This window comes from Celeribacter sp. (assembly GCF_048259695.1).
Lineage (GTDB): Bacteria > Pseudomonadota > Alphaproteobacteria > Rhodobacterales > Rhodobacteraceae > Celeribacter.
On sequence record NZ_JBLXHL010000004.1, the window covers coordinates 334,593 to 353,781 of the forward strand.

Consider the following 19,189-nt stretch of genomic DNA (forward strand, 5'->3'; position numbering starts at 1 on the left):
TTTCACCCTCTTTTCGTGCCAAAGGATCGATGCCTATGACCGCCCTGTTAGAAATGAATGCGATCCATAAAGCGTTTAACGGCGTGCCTGCCCTTTCGGGGGCCTCAATAGACATTAAGCGCGGCGAAGTGCATGCGTTGATCGGCCAAAACGGCGCAGGCAAATCAACTATGATCAAGGTGCTGACCGGTGTTTACCGTCGTGACGGCGGCACAATCACATTCAACGGTCACGATTGCGTCCTGACAACACCGCGAGAGGCGCAAGCCACAGGGATTGCGACAATCTATCAGGAACTCACGTTGGTTCCGCTGCGCTCTGTCACCGAAAATGTGATGATGGGATATGAACCCAAACGCTTCGGCGCCTTTATCAACTGGTCGCAGGCTCATGCCCGTACCCGTGAAATTCTGACCCGTTTTGGCATTGATATTGATGTGACGCTGCCACTGGGAACCTATTCCACCGCGATCCAGCAACTTGTCGCGATCGCGCGTGCGGCCTCGCTTGACGCAAAGCTGGTTATCATGGACGAGCCGACATCCTCGCTTGATGCCTCCGAGGTCAAAACACTTTTCACGGTTGTGCGCAGCCTACGCGATGCGGGGGTTTCCGTCCTTTATGTGTCGCATTTCCTTGATGAGCTTTTCGAGATTTGTGATCGGGTCACGACGATGCGTGACGGCAAAACCGTTGACTGTGTCACGCTTGCCGAAACGACGAAGCTTGATCTGATCGCGGGCATGTTGGGGCGCGACACCAGTGAAATCGCCGAGGAAGGGATGACCGAATTCGGCGGCGGTGCCGCGAAAAAGGGCGAGATCCTGCTCGAGGCGAAAAATGTCTCCACCGGTCCGCGTCTGACAAAATTCGACATGGCTTTACACCGTGGGGAAATCGTCGGCTTGGGGGGGCTGCTCGGGGCGGGCCGCACCGAAGCCGCCCGTGCGCTCTTTGGTGTTGATCCATTGCTGAGCGGCACGATTGCGCTCAAAGGGGCATCGGCCCCCGCGCATCCGGCCAAGGCCATCGCATCGGGGCTCGGGTATCTCACCGAAGACCGCAAGGCCGAGGGGATTATCCCCGATATGTCCGTGCGCGAGAACCTGACGTTGGCGTTGCTGCCGCGCATGACCAGACGGGGCCAGATCGACCGCGCCCGCGAGCGCAAAATCGTACAGCACTATATCGACGCGTTGGGCATCAAGACCGCCGATATGGAGCAACCCATTCGCGAACTGTCGGGGGGCAATCAACAAAAGGTTCTGCTCGCCCGTTGGCTTGCGATCGAACCTGACATCCTGATCCTCGACGAGCCCACGCGCGGCGTCGATGTCGGCGCCAAACGCGAAATCCAACTCATCATCCGCGACTATGTGGACCGTGGCTACAGCGTGGTTCTGATCAGTTCCGAGTTCGAGGAACTGGTCGAAGGCGCGGACCGTATCGTGGTCCTGAACGAAGGGCGCTGTCTTTGCGAACTTACCAACCCGGGGATCACTGAACACAAACTGGTGCAGGCATTGGCCCAAACAAGCGAGGCTTCCGTATGAGCACGACCACTCCTGAAACGCGGCGTAAAAACGCACTACAGCTGATAAGTGGCCATGGCGGCGTTGTTGCTCTTGTCACAATTCTGCTGTTCAACATGGCCTTCACGCCAAACTTCCTGCATCTGCAAACGCTCTTTGTGAACATCAGTCAGGTTGCGACCATCGCGATTGTGGCAATGGGGATGACGCTTGTCATTGCAACGGGCGGGATCGACCTTTCGGTCGGTGCCATTATGGCGCTTGCGGGGGCCTTGGCTCCGCTCATCTTCCTGTCGGAGTTCGGCATGGCAAACCCTGCGTTGGGGGTGGCTTTGGCCATTGCGTTGCCCATGCTTGTCGCGATCGCATGCGGGCTGTTCAACGGGATCATGGTGGCCAAACTGGGCGTGCAGCCGATCATCGCCACGTTGATCCTGTTTATTTCGGGGCGTGGCATTGCACAGGTTTTGACCAACGGCAATCTGCAAACCTTTACCAACCCGCACTTCAGCTATCTCGGGACCGGCAAAATTCTCGGTCTGCCATTTCAGGGGTGGCTCGCGCTTGCCATCGCAACGGTCCTTTACCTCGTCATTTCACGCACGACCTTTGGCCGCTACGTGCTTGCCATCGGCGGCAATGAACGCGCCGCACGGTTGTCTGGCGGTCCTGTCGCCCGTGTGAAAATCGGGGTCTATATGATTTGCGGCGTGCTGTCGGGGCTCGCGGGTTTGATTGTCGTGGCCATTAATTCGGCCTCTGATGCGGCGCGCAACGGCAGCTTGATGGAGCTTGATGCGATTGCGGCCGCCGTTGTTGGTGGCGCCCTTTTACAAGGCGGACGTGCGCCGATTTTCGGTGCCATCCTTGGCGCGGTCATCATCCAGTTGGTGAAATACACATTGCTTGCAAACGGCGTCGAAGACGAGGTCGCCCTGATCGCAAAGGCCGGCATTATTCTTGTCGCGGTCTATGTGCAGCAAGCCCGGAAGGAATAATCATGTTGAATTCTGATGCCTTTGATCTGCGCAAATATGTGCAGCGGAACTCCCAATCGGTTGCGGTCTGGATCGCCCTTTTTGCCCTCATCGTGTTTGGTGTGCTGCGCTACGACAACTTTGGCGGATCCTACAATTTCGGCTCCTTTTTGAACTACAACTCGATGTTCATCGTCATCGCGCTTGGCATGTGCTTTGTCATTATCACCGGTGGTATTGACCTCTCTGTCGGCTCGGTCGCAGCGTTCTCATCGGTCATCGCCGCCTATCTGTCGCCCTATGGTCTCGAGGTTGCCTTACCTTTGGCTGTGCTTGTCGGCATGGCATTCGGGGCCTTCAATGCCGTTTGCATTATCGCCCTGCGCATTCCGCCATTCATTGCGACACTGGCGACAATGCTTGGCGCAAAAGGGGGCGCGTTGGTGATTTCGGGCGCGTCGACTGTTGCGGTCGACTGGGGATCGAATTTCACCAATATGGGCATGAACAAAGCCTTTGGCCTGTTCCCGTGGTCTATTGTGATCGTGACGGGTGTCGGCATCGTCCTGTGGATCGTGCTCGAAATGACATCGCTCGGGCGCACCATTCTGGCCATCGGCGGCGGTGAAGATGCGTCCAGATTGATGGGGCTCAAGGTCAATCGGGCCAAGGTCTTTGTCTATGTCATTTCCGGCGGATGCGCGGGCCTCGCCGGTGTCATCCTGGCCTCGGGGTTCGGGGCGGGTCAGCCGCTCGAAGGCATCGCATGGGAGCTCTCGGCCATTGCCGCTGTTGTCGTTGGCGGGACGCTTCTTACGGGGGGGCTCGGCTCGATCCCCGCCACGGTTGCGGGCGCGCTTCTTCTCGGTCTCGTCTTTAACGTCCTCAATTTCGAGAACGGTCGTGGCACCATAAGTTTCAGTGCCTATTGGCAAATGGTGATCCGGGGCGTGTTCCTCTTTGCTGTCATTCTCTTTCAAACCCGCATGACCAGAGGCCGTAAATCCAAAGGAGCCGCGCTATGAGCACGATCGCATCCATTGACGTGCGCCTGTTCCACATCCCGTTGGTTGAGGTTCTGGTCGACGCAAAACACGGGGATCATCATTTCTTCGAGCTGATCACCGCGACCGTGCACCTCGCGGATGGCACGTCGGGAACGGGGTACACCTATACCGGCGGCAAGGGCGGGCATGCCATTGCGGCCATGATAACCCATGATCTGACCCCGTTCCTGATCGGCAAGCCCGCCGGGGATATCGATGCGCTTTACGATGGGATGCAATGGCATATGCATTACGTGGCGCGCGGTGGCATCGCGTCTTTCGCGATCTCCGCGATTGATATTGCACTTTGGGATTTGCGGGGCAAACGCACGGGCCAACCGCTTTGGAAAATGGCGGGGGGCGCTGCGAACACATGCAAAGCCTACTGCGGCGGGATCGACCTCGGTTTTCCGTTGCCAAAGCTGTTGGACAGCATCCAATCCTATCTTGATCGCGGTTTCAACGGCGTGAAAATCAAGATTGGCCAACCGACGCTGGACGAAGATATTGCACGGATCAAAGCCGTGCGTGACCTGATCGGTCCTGACCGCGCTTTAATGGTCGACGCGAACTATTCCATGAGTGTCGAGCAGGCGATCACAGCCGCCAACGCCTTTAAACCCTTCAATCTCACATGGTTCGAAGAGCCCACAATTCCGGACAATTACCGCGGATATGCACAGATTGGTGCGGCCACGGGCATGCCGCTTGCTATGGGGGAAAACCTTCATACGATCCACGAATTCGAATACGCCTTTGCGCAATCCAACCTGAGCTACATCCAGCCTGACGCCTCCAATTGCGGCGGTATCACAGGGTTCCTTCAGGTGGCCGAACGGGCCGAAAAGGCGGGTGTGCCGATCTGTAGCCACGGCATGCAGGAGCTGCACGTGAGCCTCGTCGCAGGCCAGAAAAACGCGGGATGGATCGAGGTTCATTCCTTCCCCATCGACGACTACACAACGCGGCCTCTGGTCGTGGAGGATCATCGCGCGGTGGCCCCTGATGTGGCCGGCGTAGGGGTCACATTCAACTGGCAGAAACTCGACGCTGCCAATCAACTGAAATCCTAAAAGGACGCTTTCCATGACTTCTTATGCAGCCGTTTATCGCGGCGATAAAACATTCACAGTCGACGCTGTGACGCCGCGACCACCTGCCAGAGGGGAGGTTCAAATCGATGTTGCATATTGCGGCATCTGTGGCACCGACCTTCATATCTATTTGGGGCATATGGATGGCCGTGTCGGTTTCGAGCGCACCATCGGGCATGAAATGTCAGGCGTGATTGCGGCGGTTGGTGAGGGCGTCACAGATCTTGAAGCGGGCCAACACATTGTTGTGCGGCCCCTCGATCATTGCGGTGATTGCCCCGCTTGTAACGCGGGACATGAACATATCTGTCACAAGCTCAAATTCATCGGCATTGATAGCACCGGTGCGTTTCAACAAAAATGGAATGTCCCCGCGCATACGGTCCACGTCTTGCCGGAGGACCTCGATCTGTCCCACGCGGCCCTTATCGAGCCGCTTGCCGTGGCCTGTCACGATGTGGCGCGCGGCAAGGTCCAAGCCGGCGAAGACGTGCTTGTCATCGGCGGTGGCCCCATCGGTATGCTCGTCGCGATGGTCGCGCGTGACGCGGGGGCAAATGTTACGATCTCCGAGATCAACGAGAACCGCCTCAAATATGCGAGCGGTATGGGGTTCAACGTGATGAACCCGAAAGAGGTCGACGTGGCAAAGGCCATTCAGGACGCAACCGGTGGCAAAGGTGCCGATGTCGTGTTCGAGGTTTCGGGTACCCAACCCGGTGTGGACCTTATGACCGCCGCCGCAGCCACGCGCGGGCGCATCGTCATGGTTGCCATTCACGCGAGCAAACCCACGATTGATATGTTCCAGTTTTTCTGGCGGGAACTCGAATTGATCGGCGCACGCGTTTACCACCCCGAGGATTACGAGGCGGCGATGGCCTTGCTCGCCAAAGGTGTCGTCGATTGCGACAGCTTCATCACCGACATTCAGGGGCTGAACGATATCCAGGCCGCGTTCGAGGCCCTGACCCAAAATCCCAACGCAATGAAATCAATGATCCGCATGTCGGAGGATGTGAAATGAACGTATTGGACCAGTTCAGTCTCAAAGGTAAAACCGCCCTTGTAACGGGGGCCAAACGCGGCATCGGGCGTGGCATCGCCGAGGCATTGGCACAGGCCGGTGCGGACATCATCGGCGTCAGCGCCACACTCGATCCCGTCGGATCGGATGTCGGCAAGGCTGTCACGGCATTGGGGCGGAAGTTCACCGGTTACGCATGTGATTTCTCGGATCGTGCGGCGGTGAAAGCGTTCACGGCCAAGGTCTTGGCCGAGCACCCGCAGATCGACATTTTAATCAACAACGCAGGCACGATCCTGCGTGCGCCCGCCGCAGACCACCCCGACGACATGTGGGACAAGGTGATCGAGGTCAACCTGAACGCGCCGTTCGTGATCACACGTGATATCGGCAAAGCCATGGTCGCACGCGGGTCTGGAAAGATCATCTTTACGGCGTCATTGCTAACGTTTCAGGGCGGGATCACGGTTCCGGGGTACGCGGCCTCCAAGGGCGGTATCGGGCAGCTCACCATGGCATTTGCCAACGAATGGGCATCCAAGGGCGTGAACGTCAACGCCATTGCGCCGGGTTACATCGACACCGACAACACCGAGGCTTTGCGCAAAGATCCGGAGCGCTCGGCCTCCATCCTGTCGCGGATCCCTGCGGGCCGTTGGGGTAAGCCGGAGGACTTTGCCGGCCCTGCCGTTTTCCTTGCCTCCGAAGCGGCATCCTACATGCATGGTCATGTCATGCTTGTGGATGGCGGTTGGATGGGCCGTTAATCGGGCGCCGCGTGGCCTGTGCCGCCCTTTGCCATAGGATCATCGTGGTTTAGGTCGTGAGGCTCCGGCGGGGGGACGTTGCAACCGCCCCGACACACCGTGCGGATTCGCCGGTTGGTGTCTGCAGAATACGAAAACGGGCGCCCCTGACTGGTGAGGGGCGCCCGTATTGCGTTTCGGTGTGTCATCTACGCCAAGTGCGCGGTCGCCGCCCGTTTCAGGCCGCCGATGCCGCAAGGTCCCGCCCTGCGGAGCGCTTGAAGAATATGAAATACAGCACCGGTGCCGCGATCAAGGTCAGGATCGACGCAAACGCCAAGCCGCCCATGATTGTGATGGCCATCGATTGAAAGAACGCATCGCTGATCAGTGGCAGCATGCCAAGGATCGTCGTTGCCGCCGCCAAAAACACAGGGCGCAATCGCGAGGTCGAGGCGGTCACAATCGCATCCACCAAGGGCAGTTGCGGGTGCGCCTCGCGCGTCAGGTCGATTTCCTCGATCAGTACGATCCCGTTCTTGATCAGCATCCCCGACAGGGACAACAACCCGAGCAGGGCAGTGAACGTGAAGGGCAAACCCGTCCCGAGCAGGCCAAGGCTGACACCGTTGACGGCCATAGGGACAAGCAGCCAAATGATGATCGGCTGTCGCAATGCGTTGAACAACAACACCGAAATCAGAACCATAATGATGATGCTGAACGGAAGCTGTCCGGCGAGAGAGGCTTGTGCGTCGCTCGAACTTTCCAACTCACCGCCCCATTCCATCGTATAGCCCCCCGGAAGCTCCATCGCCTCGATCACGTCGCGCACGTCCGCCAGAACTTCCGACGCGGTCATGTCACGCGGGATATCCGCACCGACCGTGATCACGTCCGCACGATCCCGCCGGAGGAGCAACGTGTCCTGAGGTTCGAACACAAAGCCGTCAGTGACCTGCTCCATGGAGACAAAGCCGCCGCCACTTTCGGAATAGATCACATGATCGACGAGGGACAAATCGCTCCCCCGCGGCACACGTACTGTGATCGGGAGTTGCCGGTCGCCTTCGCGGAACGTTCCCGCCGCCAGACCTTCGACCGCAAACCGCAGGGTCTGCGTGATATCGGAGCGGGAAATCCCCGTGTTCTGGGCGCGGTCTTCGGAATAGAGCGGCCGCAGAACCAGTTCGCGTTCACGCCAGTCGTGGCGCGGCGCGACGATGTTGTCAGAGGCACCACGCAAACGGGCAATTGCCTCGTCCGCCAGATCGCGCAGGATATCGGGATCGTTGCCCGAGAACCGCACCTCGATCGGCGCACCGCCACCGGGACCAAAGGCCAACCGTTTGACGCGAAATTCGCCTTGGGGAACGGCAGAGAGCGCGTAGGCTTCAAGCGCGTTCATCTCGTCCTCGATCACGTCGAGCGATGTGACCCGCACAATCAAATGCCCATAGCCGGGATTCGGGTCCTCGCTGTCGTATGTCAGCATGAACCGCGACGCCCCCATTCCGATGTAGGCGGTCGTTGCCGTGACCTCTTCGCGCTCCGACAGCCAGTTTTCGAGAACCAACATATCCTCTGAGGTTTGATGGATCGATGCGCCTTGCGGCAGTTTGTAATGGACGAAAAACAGCGGCGTGTTGCTGTCGGGAAAGAACTGCTGCTTGATGGATCCAAACATGACGAAACAGACGGCTGTTGTGGCGATAAGGGCGGCAACAACAAGCCAACGCAGCTTGATACAGGCCCGCAAGACAGCCGCGTAAGACCGGAACAACGCACTGTCATACCCGCCGCTTTGTAGGTCATCGCCTTGTTTGAAAAAGAAATGGCCCAACAAAGGTGTCGCCGTGATGGCAAGCACCCACGACAGCAAAAGCGATATCGCGATGACAGCAAACAGGGAAAACAGGAATTCGCCCGTTGCATCGGGGCTCAGGCCAATGCCGGCAAAGGCCATGATCCCGATAACCGTCGCACCCAACAGGGGGATTTGCGTCTTGCTCGCCGCTTCGGTTGCGGCGTCACGCGAATTTTGCCCGCGGTGCATGGCAATTTGCATACCCTCGGCCACAACGATGGCGTTGTCGACAAGCATCCCCATCGCAATGATCAACGCCCCAAGCGAGATCCGTTCCATTTCGATCGACCCAAGGGCCATAAAAAACAGTGTGCCGAGAACGGTCAGAAAGAGCGTTGATCCCACCACGACCGCAGCCCGCCACCCCATGAATATCGCCAGAACCACGACGACGATGGCAACCGACATGGCCAGATTTACCAGAAAGGCGTTAGAGGCGTCTTCGACGACAATGTGTTGTTGGTAGATCGGTTCGATTGTGATCCCGAGAGGGATATCCTCACGCAGGATGTCAAGGTGCGCATCGACACGGTGGCCGACTTCGACGATGTTCTCGGTGGCTATGCCCGCAACGCCCAAGGTGAATGCCTCGACCCCGTTGTGGCGGACCATCAGATTAGGGTTTGCTTCGCGCCCGCGGTAAACGTCGGCGAATGTGGACAGTTTGATGACCTCTCCGCCGACCCCCATCGACAAGGCCGCGATTTCTGAAACGCTGTCGGACCCCTGTGGGCGCAGGATAATCGTGCGCCCCTCAGGCGTCTGGATTTCGCCCCCGTCGACGATCTCGTTGGCCCCTGAAATGGCGCCTTGGATGGCGGCGGGTGGAATGCCCATGTTGGTGATCAGGGCAAGATCAGGCTCGATGTAGATGACCTCGTTGGGGACGCCGGAAAGCGCCACATCGGACACGCCGTCAACACGCAACACTTCGCGCCGCAAGAATGCGGATAGCTCGTTGATCTCCGCATCCGAGTACCCCGGCGCGGTGACGGCATAATACATGCCGTAAACATCCCCGAAATTGTCGTTTATATAGGGTTCGGTCGTGCCGCTCGGCAGGACGGCATCGCCCACGCGGTTGCGCAGTTTTGTCCAGATTCCAGGAAGTTCGGTTCCGTCATATTGGTCTTTCATATTGACGGTGATCCAGGACAGCCCCGGTTGGTTCATCGTCTGGATGTCTTTGACTTCGCCCATCTTCTGAATTTCGGATTCGATCAGTTCAGAGACTTCAAGCGCCACTTCCTCGGCCGATGCGCCGGGGTATTGCGTCACGACGATCGCGGTCTTGATGGTAAAGGCGGGATCTTCAAGCCGCCCCAGAGAGTTGAAACCCCACAAGCCGCCCAAGAGGCAGACGAGCATGACGATCCAGGTGTAAATCGGGCGGTTGATCGAGAAACGTGCGATATCCATGATGACCCTTATTCCCCGAAGCCGGTGAACCGGCGCACGGCTTCACCATCTGCCAACCGGCCAGCCCCGATGGCGACATAGTCCTGACCGGGTTCCAACCCCGAAAGGATCGTGACATTGCCGTGGTCCGTTGGTTCGATTTCAACGGGTGTCTTGGTCACGGTCCCCTCCGATGCCCCCGTCGGCGTATAGACCATCACACTGGTCGAATTGTCATTCTCGATGAGGATCGCCGAGGCCGGAACTTCGATGCGCGTGGCGTTGGTGTTCAAGAATGCGGTCACTTTGGCGGATGACCCGGGCAGAATGTTCAATCCCTCCTGTGGCTCCATGCCAAGGGTGATCGTATAGGTCTGTCCGATCTGAACCGTTTCGGCGTTGAATTCCCTGAGTTCGAGGGGGTATTGCGTTTCGTTTGCGCCAAATTCGGCAAATAACGTCATATCGGTGTCTTTACCGGCACGTTGAAACAGCTGTTCGGGGACGTCGATTTCGATGCGAAGGTCCGACATGTCATGAAGCCGGACCACAGGTGTGCCGGCAGAAATCGTTGCAAAGTTCGGCTCGAGGCGGGTCGCCACAATCGCATCGAACGGCGCACGAAGCGTTGTGTTTTCCAGTTCCCGTTGTGCGTTGCGCAACCCGATTTCGCTCAACTCCAACTGGGTTTCCGCGTCCTGTACATTGCTTTGTGCAACCGCACTTCCGACAAGTTGTTGATAGCGGCTTGCGGTTCGGGCGGCTTGGGTCTGTTGGGCTGCTGCATCTTGCAAGGCCAGTTCGAATGGTTTTTGATCCATTCTGGCAACCAGATCGCCCGCCGACATGAAGGCCCCTTCCTCGATCGGCATTTCGACGATCTGACCGCCAACTTGAAAGGCAAGGTCAAGCGTCTCGCGTGCGACAACGCGGCCATAAAAAATGCGGCGTTCCTGATCATTTTCCGAGGTCACTGTTCCGACTTTAACGATCAGTGGTTCTGCCTGCGTTCCGAGCGGTATCACGGCGGTTGCCATGAGCATTGCGATCCTGATCAGCGCTTTCACGAGCGTCTCCTTCGTTCAAATCCAGATTTTCGTTTGCGGGCCAAGTCGGCTTTGTGCTCCGCTATTTTTCAAAACACCAGAGCATTCGAAAATGTTGCAAATTACGATGCGTCATTTGTGAGTTATCCCTAACGTGGCCTTTCCTAATTTTACGTCAAGAAAGCCGTTATGGAGGCGCCATAGACCAATGGCGATTTCACGCATACTGCGGCCCATCCGCCACAAAAGCGTGGCTGTGCCGTCGATGTGATGGGTGTGCGATGGCTGTGAGGCCGCGGGACAAATTCGCCCCGCGGCCGTATGCGATTATTCGATGTCAGGTAGAAATACCGTTAGGAAACCGAGGCATAGAAGCATGGACAGAGAGCCGAACACCTGCTGCATCCCGATCTGGTCGGCTAATGCGCCAAGTGCGGCGGCGCCGAGCGCCCCGACCCCGAATGCAAAGCCAAAGACGAAGCCCGCAACCATGCCGACCTTTTGTGGCATCAATTCCTGCGCATAGACGACGATGGCTGAAAAGGCTGACGACAAAACCAACCCGACGATTATGCTGAGGCATACAGCCACCCACAGCGGAGCGTGCGGTAGCAAGACGGCAAAGGGAAGTGCGCCGACAATGGACCCCCAAATGACCTTTTTGCGGCCAATGCGATCCCCGATAGGGCCGCCGAAAAATGTGCCGAAAGCAACAGCGGCAAGAAAGACGAACAACAGACCCTGCGCGTGGGGGATGTCGAGGCCGAATTTTTCAATCAGGAAGAAGACGTAATAGGCCTTAAATGTTTCGATATAGACGAATTTGCTGAGCAACAGCGCTCCGATCACGGCGAAAGCAATGATAAGGCGCTTGCGCGGCAGGACCGGCCCGGTTGCGGGGGAGCCACCGGCGGCCTGCATGATGCGTTGATGATGGGTGAACCATCGTGCGACCCACAAAAGGATGATAATGCCACACACCGCGAGCAGGCCGAACCAGATCGTGCTGAACTGGCCAAGGGGCAAGACGATTAAGGCCGCGGCCAAGGGGCCAAGGGCCGTGCCGGTATTTCCGCCCACCTGAAAGCTGGACTGGGCAAACCCGAGGCGGCCGCCGGAGGCCATCCGGCACACACGCGATGCCTCGGGGTGGAATAGCGCAGAGCCGAGACCCAGAACGGTAGAGGCCACCAAAAGCCCCTCGAATGATCCCGCTGTCGCCAGTAGAATGACGCCGAGTGCAACGATGGTGAGAGACAGGGCAAGCGAGTACGGCTTTGGCCGCAGGTCGCCATAAAGCCCCAGAACAGGCTGCAAAATACAGGCGGTGATTTGTTGGGCAAGCGTCAACAGCCCCAGTTGGAAATAGCTGAGCGCATACTGTGATTTCAGCAAAGGATAGAGCGCAGGCAGCAAAAACTGGATCAGGTCATTGATCAGGTGCGTGCCGCTGACCGCGAGGATCACGGAATAGGATGTCGGTAGAATTACGGCACGTTGTGTCATCGTCTTTATCCTTTGAGTGGAGCAGCACCGAATTTGAACCGGTCATGAATCGCCTCGCACAATGACCGATATGGGCAGGGGTTTCGCGTCAGATCGAAACGCTATATGCTGTAGAAAATCTACAGGCTCCCCATGCGCGACACCCGAAAAAAATTACCCCCGATGAACGCGTTGCGTGCCTTTGCCGCTGCGGGCAGCCGGCTTAATTTTCGTGCGGCGTCAGACGATCTTGGTGTGTCGCAAGGCGCCGTCGCACAGCAGATCCGTTTGTTGGAAGACCATCTTGGCCAGACCTTGTTCACACGTCTGCCACGGGGCGTTGCCCTCACATCTGCGGGTGCAATTTACCACGCAGAGGTGAAACGTGCCTTTGATATTTTGCGGGATGCGACGGGGCAGGTCAGCGGTGGCAGCGAGAGTTTGACGATCAGCGTCACGCCGACCTTTGCAACCCGGCTTTTGATCCAGAGCCTGCCATCGTTGAACGCCATTCTGCCCGAGGTGAATATCCGCACAATCGCGACGGTGGCGGTGACGGATTTCGACCGTGATCAGGTCGATATCGCGGTGCGTGAAATCCGCCCGCCATTCCCCGCGGAACAGGAGGCGCAACTGTTGTTCCGTCAAAACTTTATTCTGGTGTGTAGCCCGCATCTTTTGAAAGACGGGCCATGCACCGTGACGCCGGACAGCGTGCGATCCATGCCGCTTTTGCACGATGCGTATGGCCATTGGCAGACATATTTTGGCACGGGGGACCGTTTGCCCGGCCCAACCTTTAATCAGGTCTCTTTGGCGATTGATGCCGCCTTGGCAGGGCAGGGGGTGGCGATCGTCAGCCGCGCCTTTGTTCAGGATGATCTAAAGGCGGGGCGCCTGATCGATGTCGGCCCTGCGGGGGGCGGCTCTGATCGGGATTACTATCTTGTCCGCAAAAAGTCACAGCGCCCCCGTCCGATGCTGGATGCGGTGTGGTCGTGGTGTCTCGATACCTTTTCAGGGCATTAGGGTCCGCAGGCGCATGGCGCGATGGGGGCGCTGTGGTCGGGCAGCTGGCTATAGCGAAGTGAGCGACCCGAACCATGACATCGTGCCTGTGACACCTTTATAGCGTGACCGATCTTTTTACGCGCCATGATGGACCGGCCCCGACCCCGGCGGCGGCGCGTTTAACGGTCCCTCTCGCACTTGGGGGCCGGATGCCCGCAAGTGGCAAAGCGACACCTTGATGGAGGGAACCGACAGCGCCCTTTAGGAGGCATTGTCAATCCGCGTGAGTTTTGAAAGAACATGCCGACCGGTAACGGAAAGGTCCTGTTTTGTTTCATCTTGGTTCATTTGGTCCCGCTGTCGCGAAAACGTCACCGGTAGAGGCCCTGCGTGCGGGGCTTGGGGCCTTCATCGGGCTTGCGGTGGCCGGAGCATTTGTTCTGGCCCCGACAATCGATCTGAAACTGGGTTTGTATCTGGTTGCGCCCTTCGGGGCGAGTTCGGTTCTTTTGTTTGCGGTTCCCAACAGTCCTTTGGCACAGCCATGGTCCGCGATCGTCGGCAACGTTGTGGCGGCCTTGGTCGGTGTGGCTGTCTGTCTGGTGGTGCAGGATCCCGTTTTGCGCATTGCGCTTGCTGTGGGGCTCGCCATTACCGCCATCATCCTGTGTCGTGCGTTGCATCCCCCCGCAGGGGCCGTCGCAATGACCGTGGCGATGAGTCCGGACACGGTGCAGGAATTGGGGTTCTATTTCGCCCTGATGCCAATCGGGCTCGGCTCGGTCGTGTTGGTGCTCATAGCCATCGCTTACGGGCGGATGACGGGGCGCCACTATCCATTTCGACAGTTCGATGATCCGAACAGCCATGGCACCCAAGACCCCGAACCGATGGAGCGCTTTGGATTGTCGGAAATGGAACTGATCGACATTCTGGATCGCTACCGGCAGTCATTCAACCTTGGTGTCGAGGATCTGGCGCGCCTGCTTGGCGCTGCGGAAATACAGGTGGCGGCGAACCGGTCGGGGCCTGCGACCGCCGCTGATATCATGTCGTCCAATCTGATTACTGTCGCGCCGGATACGCCGTTGACGCAGGTGGCGGATTTGTTTCACCGTCACCGGTTTGCGTCGCTTCCGGTCGTCGGAGAGGCCAACCGGTTTCTGGGCGTGATTTTCCAAATCCACCTGATCGACAGGGCGCGGGAAGATGGCCTTCGCCTGAACCGGGGATTTGGCAAGGCGATGAGCCGGCTGCTCGACCGGCAACGGGAAATGCCTGTGCAAGCCGCAGATGTTATGAATGTCGGGGGGCCGCGCGCAACCGCCAATACCCCCTTGTCGGCGCTGCTGCCCCAGATGGCCGACGGGGCCGTCGACGCCGTGCCTGTTCTGGAGCGCGGTCAAATTATCGGCATTGTCACGCGCACCGATCTGATCAGCGCTTTGGCACGCAAAAGTCTAAGTGAATGAGTTCGGGCATTGTGGAACTCCGGCGTAGTTTTCATGCCGGTTTCACAAAGCCTGTATTCGCAAACTTCCGGTTAATACGGATGCTGTTGCGCATCTGAAGGACACCTCGGCGGCGGTGGAACAGGCTGTCGAAGGTCGTCTTTTCCCATGTGGTTCCGGGTTTTCTTTATGCGTTTGGCGATGTGGCGCCGAACCGCGCCAACGGTCTGACAGGGCCGTGCGGGGGGTCCGTTCAGGGCTGTGTCCGGTGTCAGGGCCGCGCCGTAAATGGTCGTCAGGGCCTGTTTGTCCTCGCAGGTCAGCCCGTTCATCACCATCGGCCCAAGCCGCAGGCTTTCCGAATAGCACCCGTTTGCCGTGATGACCTCGTGGCGATCACAGGCAAAGTGATACCACGTGATCCGTTTTTTGCCGTTCATGTACCGTATGCCGGGGAGTGATGTCAGTGATTTGGCCGGTGCAAAACACTCTGTTTTGAACCAATCCGTCAACTGGCCGCCGCCACCGACCAGTATCTGGTGTTGTGGGGATACAATCATGTCGTTGAGGGGGCGACCGGACCCAAGGGCATTGGCTGAAATTAAAACCGGCTTTGTTTCCGGTTCGACGTCATCCAAAGGGTGAGTGTCGCAATGAATCCACCGGACGGTCTGTGGGCCATGATCGAGGGTCGTGACCATATCGCCGGGCTGAATGCGCTCTATCGGAATGTCGCCCTTTGGGGTGGCCATCAAAGTCCCCGCGCCATAGCACACGATTGTAGCGTTTTGGACGTCGGACATTCCCGCGTTGATGCCTGTCGCTTGGGATGTTTTCAGGCTAACCAACCTGATCGACTGGATGGCGAGCCCGTCCAGTGGATTTGCGGGATATTCGGAGATGAAAACATCGCCATTGGCGGCCTGAATGACAAGGACGGGAACCAAGAGGGTCGAACCATCACCCAACAGGATTTCAGCGTTGTACAGCGAACTGCTATCAAGTGCCGTTGCCGTTGACCCGCTGCTAATGTCATACCTCAGGCTGTCCGTTGAGCTTGTCTCGTCGTCGTAGATTATGCCATCGTCGTTCCCGTCAACTTCGGACACCTCAACGAACTCGAGCGCATCATAAAGACCCAGAACAACATTCGGGTTTTCATTATCCGAATCCGTTTCGTTGGTATCCATGTCGGCAAAATTGCCGATATAGAACATTGTAACTGTGCTTGTCGTTGCCATCGTTGTTTCTGTGGATGTTGTTGATGCCCACTGACGGTCGCAGAAAAAGCTTGGGATTGTGTGAAGCCATAGCGAAATTGCCTGAAAATCCGAAAGAACCGGAACGGGGTATTATAATCCCCGTCGAGGGACGGCATGTTCGGCGTCATGCCCGTGGTGGTCTTTGCGGGGGCTTGTTGGCGAGGGCGCCGGTTTTGTCCGCGGCGCCCTAGGGGTCGTATTCTCGCATCATGGCCTTAGTCGGCGGTACGGTTGCCCCATACCTGAGAGGCCGCCAGATCATCGGAACAGGCCGCGAGGTTCAGCTCTTTGATCTGGTTGGTATCGCTGCGCCCTGTGCGGGTGCTTTCGGCGAGTGTCAGGCACATCTCGGGGGCTGCGGCCGGCGTAATTGTGCCTTCACCGGAAAAGACAAAATGTTGTGCCGCGCTGCCATCACAGGCGGCCAAGCCGATGGTGGCACCTGCTTGGGTCGAGGAGACCTCGGCGCAGACGTCAAACTCGGGCATGTAGAGCGTGCCATCAGCGAATTGCGTGGAATCAAACCCTTGGTCGACGAAAATCTCGCCAGAGGGGCTGTAACAGGTGTGCCCCTGAAGGCCGTTGGCAGGATCGGCATTTGCACCTTGCCCTCCCGCAATATCCACGCAGTAACCGTCCTGAATATTATCGAGCATGTCGACGAGGTTGATCTCGACGGTTTCGGCATGGGCGATGTTGGCAATCAACAGGGCGGCGGTCGCGGCGGCGGTAAAACGGTGGCGTGTCATTGAGGAAATTCCTTTGTGGTATGAGTGGTTATGGGGTGGTGGTGGCGTGGATTATTCGACCATCAGGCGGCACAGGACCGTGTTGCTTTGCTCAAGGTCCGGCCCCCAGATCAATTCGGCAGTGTCCGCCCAGTCAATCTCGTCGTATCCCATTTTGGGGCTGACTTCGGCTTCGGTGTAGACATGCGCTTGTGGCCAGTCGGAGGCGTCGAAACCGGCGGTATCCCACCCCTCGGGCTCTGGCGATATGTCAAAGGCACAGACACCCGCACCCGCGACGGGATCCTTTTCGGCCTCGCAGGTCTTGTCGAGTGGTGCCGTGTGGATGACAAGGCATTGCCACGCGGCGTCGCTGACAACGGCGGTTTGTCCCGCTGCATCTTTGATCTGTACGATGATGCCGCCATCCCCCATTTGCTGACGGGGTGTGCCGATGTATTCCAGACCGGTATCGTTTTGCTTGAAATCCTTTGCCACGAGGCCGATGACAAAGGGTGGTTCGGCGTCGAATGTAAAGCGTTCAGCGTTAAAAGAGCGTTCCGTGGTGATGGGGACACTGTCCTCGGCCACTTGCGCACCGTTTATGCGCATCTCGAACCAGTTATCGGCCCAGACCTCCGCGCTATAGGTGTCCGCCTGAACGGCGCCCGCCGAGAGGCAAAGTGAGGCGAGTGTATAAAGTGCTGTGCGCATTGTGGTGGTCCTTTTCGCATGGGTTGCACCTTTAACGCAGCGGCGAGGAAAATCCGGCGCACAAACAGTGATTTATTTTGAACAGGGACCGGTTGGGCCGCGGCCCGCTTCGGTATCTTGGCCCGTGGCCCCTGTGTGTGCGGTGTGGGGCCTGTGCAATTCCGGTTTCGCGGGCGCAACGGGCCGGTGTTCCCTTTGTGTTGCGGGTCAGCGGGGGGATGCGTGCGGCAGGTCGCGCAAGCGCCCCAGGACCAGTTCGAGATCCCCGCGCAAGGCGAGGCGTTCCTCGGGGCTCAAAAACGCGCCGAGTTCGACTTCGCGGGTGTGGTCGTTCTGTGTCGGGACCGGGTCCGCCTGATGGGGGCTGCGGCCTTTGAGCGTGAGATATTGTTCGACTTTGCCGTCGGGGATCAGGCTGAGTTTGACCCAATAGGGGTTGGCCGCCCAATCGAACCGCACGCCCTTTGCGGTCCAATGGGTCAACGTGATGCGGTCGTGCCAGATCAACACCTCTTCGCGTAACAAATCGCGATCGGATTTGCGCAGCGCAGTCCAAAGTGCGGCCAGAACGCTCATCATGCACAGCAATAAAACCCAGAACGCCGTGGTGCCGATGAAGGGGACAACAGGGACAAGTCCCGCCACAAACATGAGCCAGATGGTGGCCGAAAACCCTTTAGACGGCAGCGACCTGTGCGGCCAGATTTCGAGCCGCAGAACGGGCGCGGGGGGCGTGTGGGCATGACCGTCGGGTGGCTGCGCGATGGGGATCGGCGGCAGGGGCGCGGTATGGGCAGGGGTCCAGAGATAGGGCATGGGTGTGCGGTGCGTTCGGGTGCGATTGTGTTTTTCTTCGGGACGAGTGTAGCGTGCGGGTCTGCGCCGTAAAGGGTTAGCGGGTCGCAGGTCGCGCCCCCAAGTCTTCACACAGCCGCAACAGATATCCATCTGGATCGGCGACCACGAACTGACGTTGGCCAAGCTCCTCGGTACCTTTGCGATACCAAGTCTCTTCGAGGGGCAGCAAGAGCGGATGGTCCACCTGCGCAAGGCGATCAAGAATGGGCTGAACGGCGGGGACATTGATTTGCACGTTTAATCCGCGCCCGAACGGGTAACTTTGGGGCAAATGCCTGTCGTCAAAGGTGCGACCTGTGCCGATTTGGTCAATCATAAGCCGCGCATCCCCAAGCTCCAACATGACAAAGCCCTCCTCGGGGCGGGCGTAGTCGACAGTGAACCCGAGCAAGTCGCAATAAAAGGCACGCGACCTGCGCCAGTCCGACACCGCGAACTCTGGAATAAGGGCAGGGGGGACGGTCACTCCGTCACACCGTCACGCATTGCTCGACACTATCATCATCAAAGGTATGACCGGAGGGTTTGAGCGCGCCGATGGTAATGCCGTCAAAGCCATAGATCGCCTGCACCCGTTGTGTGCGGGTGGCATAGGCGCCAAGGGCGGCATGTTCGAGAATCACGACGAAATTGGACACGGGGCTATCGACAAACATCCGTGCGGCTTTGCCCGCCTCGACGGCGGCCCATTTCGTGCGCACGTAGCGGTCGATCTCTTGGGCGAGGGCGTCGATATCGGTGGGGTCGGGGCGGTCCATTTCGAACAATTGTTCGGGTGAGGTGATGAGCATGGCCACATTGGTCTTGCCCGTTTTTGCGTCAAACAGCTTGGAGAATTGCGCAGGGTGCCAAAAGGCCGACAGGTGCGACGACTTTGGTGGCGCTCCCCGATCCAGAAATTTTGCAAACAGTGCCACCATGACGGTCTCCTTTGCGCCAATGGGTAG

The 19,189-nt window shown here is 58.2% G+C and carries 17 protein-coding genes; 8 read left to right on the forward strand and 9 right to left on the reverse strand.

Annotated elements, in window-relative coordinates; all coding sequences use genetic code 11:
- Positions 1 to 35 precede the first annotated feature (35 nt).
- Genes ACN0Q0_RS09680 through ACN0Q0_RS09705 form a run of 6 tightly spaced genes read left to right on the forward strand, consistent with a single transcriptional unit; the run spans position 36 to position 6,443 of the window.
- Entirely contained in the window at positions 36 to 1,553 is a 1,518-nt protein-coding gene (locus tag ACN0Q0_RS09680; protein ID WP_417243177.1) for a sugar ABC transporter ATP-binding protein, read from the forward strand.
- Positions 1,550 to 2,530 carry an ABC transporter permease gene (locus ACN0Q0_RS09685; protein ID WP_417243178.1) on the forward strand — a complete coding sequence of 327 codons (981 nt, stop codon included), beginning with the start codon at positions 1,550 to 1,552 and terminating at the stop codon, positions 2,528 to 2,530. Before ACN0Q0_RS09680 ends, ACN0Q0_RS09685 begins: the two co-directional genes overlap by 4 nt.
- 2 nt (positions 2,531 to 2,532) lie before the next feature.
- Entirely contained in the window at positions 2,533 to 3,534 is a 1,002-nt protein-coding gene (locus ACN0Q0_RS09690) for an ABC transporter permease (protein ID WP_417243179.1), read from the forward strand.
- A complete protein-coding gene (locus ACN0Q0_RS09695; RefSeq protein ID WP_417243180.1) occupies positions 3,531 to 4,628 on the forward strand; it encodes a mandelate racemase/muconate lactonizing enzyme family protein in 1,098 nt (365 codons plus the stop codon). Before ACN0Q0_RS09690 ends, ACN0Q0_RS09695 begins: the two co-directional genes overlap by 4 nt.
- 13 nt (positions 4,629 to 4,641) lie before the next feature.
- Positions 4,642 to 5,676, forward strand: a complete 1,035-nt coding sequence (locus tag ACN0Q0_RS09700; RefSeq protein WP_417243181.1) for a zinc-dependent alcohol dehydrogenase — start codon at positions 4,642 to 4,644, stop codon at positions 5,674 to 5,676.
- Positions 5,673 to 6,443, forward strand: coding sequence for an SDR family oxidoreductase (locus ACN0Q0_RS09705; protein WP_417243182.1), 771 nt, complete (start codon positions 5,673 to 5,675; stop codon positions 6,441 to 6,443). The genes ACN0Q0_RS09700 and ACN0Q0_RS09705 overlap by 4 nt, the downstream gene beginning before the upstream one ends.
- A 217-nt stretch (positions 6,444 to 6,660) precedes the next feature.
- Here the strand turns inward: ACN0Q0_RS09705 and ACN0Q0_RS09710 are convergent, their stop codons facing one another.
- The 3 genes from ACN0Q0_RS09710 to ACN0Q0_RS09720 all read right to left on the reverse strand — a co-directional run bounded on the left by ACN0Q0_RS09710 (position 6,661) and on the right by ACN0Q0_RS09720 (position 12,239).
- Positions 6,661 to 9,708 (reverse strand): efflux RND transporter permease subunit, encoded by a 3,048-nt coding sequence (locus ACN0Q0_RS09710; protein WP_417243183.1) that lies wholly within the window; start codon positions 9,706 to 9,708, stop codon positions 6,661 to 6,663.
- Between the two features lie 8 nt (positions 9,709 to 9,716).
- Complete coding sequence (locus ACN0Q0_RS09715; protein ID WP_417243184.1) at positions 9,717 to 10,754, reverse strand: efflux RND transporter periplasmic adaptor subunit; 1,038 nt, start codon at positions 10,752 to 10,754, stop codon at positions 9,717 to 9,719.
- A 306-nt stretch (positions 10,755 to 11,060) separates the two neighbouring features.
- Positions 11,061 to 12,239, reverse strand: a complete 1,179-nt coding sequence (locus tag ACN0Q0_RS09720; RefSeq protein ID WP_417243185.1) for an MFS transporter — start codon at positions 12,237 to 12,239, stop codon at positions 11,061 to 11,063.
- A gap of 162 nt (positions 12,240 to 12,401) precedes the next feature.
- Here ACN0Q0_RS09720 and ACN0Q0_RS09725 point away from each other — a divergent pair, with 162 nt between their 5' ends.
- On the forward strand, positions 12,402 to 13,247 hold the full coding sequence (locus tag ACN0Q0_RS09725; protein ID WP_417243186.1) for a LysR substrate-binding domain-containing protein: 846 nt from the start codon (positions 12,402 to 12,404) through the stop codon (positions 13,245 to 13,247).
- A gap of 311 nt (positions 13,248 to 13,558) precedes the next feature.
- The gene (locus ACN0Q0_RS09730; RefSeq protein ID WP_417243187.1) at positions 13,559 to 14,701 is read left to right on the forward strand and encodes an HPP family protein; all 1,143 of its coding nucleotides are present in this window, start codon (positions 13,559 to 13,561) and stop codon (positions 14,699 to 14,701) included.
- 71 nt (positions 14,702 to 14,772) lie between these two features.
- On the opposite strand, the gene ACN0Q0_RS09735 is transcribed toward ACN0Q0_RS09730, so the two are convergent.
- The 6 genes from ACN0Q0_RS09735 to ACN0Q0_RS09760 all read right to left on the reverse strand — a co-directional run bounded on the left by ACN0Q0_RS09735 (position 14,773) and on the right by ACN0Q0_RS09760 (position 19,162).
- Complete coding sequence (locus ACN0Q0_RS09735; protein ID WP_417243188.1) at positions 14,773 to 15,921, reverse strand: Hint domain-containing protein; 1,149 nt, start codon at positions 15,919 to 15,921, stop codon at positions 14,773 to 14,775.
- A gap of 236 nt (positions 15,922 to 16,157) precedes the next feature.
- Positions 16,158 to 16,691, reverse strand: a complete 534-nt coding sequence (locus ACN0Q0_RS09740) for a ricin-type beta-trefoil lectin domain protein (RefSeq protein WP_417243189.1) — start codon at positions 16,689 to 16,691, stop codon at positions 16,158 to 16,160.
- A 51-nt stretch (positions 16,692 to 16,742) separates the two neighbouring features.
- Complete coding sequence (locus tag ACN0Q0_RS09745) at positions 16,743 to 17,384, reverse strand: PEBP family protein (RefSeq protein ID WP_417243190.1); 642 nt, start codon at positions 17,382 to 17,384, stop codon at positions 16,743 to 16,745.
- 207 nt (positions 17,385 to 17,591) lie between these two features.
- Positions 17,592 to 18,200: a DUF2244 domain-containing protein gene (locus ACN0Q0_RS09750; RefSeq protein ID WP_417243191.1), complete on the reverse strand. Its 609-nt coding sequence runs from the start codon at positions 18,198 to 18,200 to the stop codon at positions 17,592 to 17,594.
- Positions 18,201 to 18,276: 76 nt separating this feature from the next.
- Complete coding sequence (locus tag ACN0Q0_RS09755; RefSeq protein WP_417243192.1) at positions 18,277 to 18,708, reverse strand: bleomycin resistance protein; 432 nt, start codon at positions 18,706 to 18,708, stop codon at positions 18,277 to 18,279.
- Between the two features lie 4 nt (positions 18,709 to 18,712).
- The gene (locus tag ACN0Q0_RS09760; RefSeq protein WP_417243193.1) at positions 18,713 to 19,162 is read right to left on the reverse strand and encodes a hypothetical protein; all 450 of its coding nucleotides are present in this window, start codon (positions 19,160 to 19,162) and stop codon (positions 18,713 to 18,715) included.
- Positions 19,163 to 19,189: the final 27 nt, after the last annotated feature.